Source organism: Alcanivorax sp. HI0044 (genome assembly GCF_001634945.1).
In genome coordinates this window covers 1-2,206 of record NZ_LWEZ01001293.1, presented here as the reverse complement: position 1 = coordinate 2,206, position 2,206 = coordinate 1, and the positions used below count along the sequence as shown (strand labels likewise).

2 protein-coding genes are annotated in these 2,206 nt (G+C 60.1%); both read right to left on the bottom strand.

Going from position 1 to position 2,206, the window contains the following annotated elements:
- On the bottom strand, positions 1-1,319 hold a 1,319-nt coding region (locus A3730_RS18835), incomplete at its 3' end, for an RNA polymerase factor sigma-54 (RefSeq protein ID WP_063538677.1).
- Positions 1,320-1,553: 234 nt separating this feature from the next.
- Positions 1,554-2,206 (bottom strand): LPS export ABC transporter ATP-binding protein (lptB, locus tag A3730_RS18830; protein WP_063538675.1); only part of this gene is annotated, 653 nt, incomplete at its 5' end.

Below are 2,206 nucleotides of genomic sequence, written 5' to 3'. Positions count from 1 at the left end.
CAGTCACGTGGGAACAGACGGCGGCGGTGAATAGCGGTGGAGGAACACTCACCGCCGCCGTCTGTTCCCACGTGACTGGAAAAGAAATATTTCAGCTCAAAGACACCGCGGGGTGTCATCATGTATTTCTGGTTGGTGACCCGACTGATGGTCGATTCATGCATCTCAACGGCGTCGGCAATATCCGCCAGAACCAGGGGCTTCATGGCTTCATCGCCATAATCGAAGAACCCTTGTTGCACATCGACGATGCGGGTGGCCACCTTGAGCAAGGTGTCATGGCGGCTCTGCAGGCTCTTGATGAACCATTTGGCTTCCTGAACACAATTGCGCAGATATTGCCCGTCTTCACCGCTGGTGGTGCGGGCGATATTGGCGTATTGCTGCTGCAGATTGACCCGGGGAAGGACGTCGTCGTTGAGGCTGACCTGCCAGCGGCCCTGGTGCTGACGGACGATCACGTCGGGAACGGCGTAATCTACCTGGGGTTCGCCGATCTGCTCGCCGGGGGCCGGGTCCAGGGTGCGTAGCAGGGACAGGGCCTCCAGCAGGACGTCCTCGCTGATCTGCAGGGTGCGACGCAGGGCGGCGTAGTCGTGTTTTTCCAGCAGATCCAGGTGGGCCAGCAGGGCACAGGCTTCGTCGCGCAGGGCGGTATCGGCGGGCAGTTGGCGCAGTTGCACGCCCAGGCAGTCCGCCAGATCGATGCTGGCCACGCCGACGGGGTCGAACTGCTGCAGACGGTGCTGCACGGCAAGTACTTCGTCGCGCTCCAGTTCATCGCCTTCGGTGAGCAGGTCTGGCTGGGCGTTCACCATGTCGACAATATCGTCCAGCGGTACGGTGATGTAACCGCGGTCGTCCAGGGATTCAATGATTGTCATGGCGATAATGCGGTCCACATCGCTCATGGGAGTCAGGTTCAACTGCCAGAGCAGGTGGTCCTGGAGGTTGCCGGAGACGGCGTGGCGTTGTTGCCATTCGTCTGCGTCGTCGGGGAGGGAGGCGGTGGCGCTGCTGGTCTGGCCGGAATAGACATCATCCCACTCGGTTTCCACGCCAGGCTCGTCCTGCACCAGCTCTTCCAGGGCGTCGTCACGCTCGGTGTCCAGCCCCTCGTCCTGACGTTCTTCGTCATGTTCGGGCAGGCTGTCGTCCCCGAAATCGTCGGCCAGCTCCAGCAGCGGGTTGCTTTCCACGGCTTGCTGGATCTCCTGGCGCAGGTCCAGCGTGGACAGCTGCAAGAGGCGTATGGCTTGCTGCAGCTGCGGCGTCATGGTGAGCTGCTGGCCAATTTGTAGTTGTAGTGTGGGCTTCATACTGCTCGGTATTCTGCGGATCCCCAAAACCTGAGAATACCAAGCCAGTTACCTAACAAGCAATATTTGTGCCAGAATATTTTGTGTGGTAGGGACGTCAGTTGATAAGTGATAGTGGACAGTTGACGGCTACGCGGAAAAGTATTGTCTTGATCTGAAAGCGCAAGAGGCCGCGTCCATAGTTGGGCGCGGCCTCCACGGTTTTGAGTGGTCGCGACAGCTGTGCACTGTCAACTACAATCTGAAGTCGGCGCCCAGGTACACATCCCGCACCTGCTGGTTGGCAAGGATGATGTCGGCATCGCCGGAGGCAATGATATGGCCGGCGCTGACGATATAGGCGGTATCGCAGATATCCAGCGTTTCACGGACGTTGTGGTCGGTGATCAACACGCCGATGCCGCGGTCTTTCAGGTGGCGGATAATGCCCTTGATATCGTTCACCGAGATCGGGTCAACCCCGGCAAAGGGTTCGTCCAGCAGGATGAAATCCGGGTCGGTGGCCAGGCCGCGGGCAATCTCCGCCCGGCGGCGCTCACCGCCGGACAGGCTCATGCCCAGCGAATCGCGAATGTGCCCGATGTGGAATTCCTTGAGCAGGCTTTCCATGCGTTCGTGGCGCTCTGCCTTGCTCAGTTCCTTGCGGGTTTCCAGAATCGCCATGATGTTCTCTTCCACCGTCAGGCGACGGAAGATGCTGGCTTCCTGGGGCAGGTAGCCAATGCCGCGCTGGGCGCGACCGTGCATGGGCAGGTGGGTGATGTCGCCGTCATTGATTTCGATGCGGCCGGCATCCGCTTCCACCAGGCCAACGATCATGTAGAAGCAGGTGGTCTTGCCGGCGCCGTTGGGGCCCAGCAGGCCAACGATCTGACCGGCTTCCACGT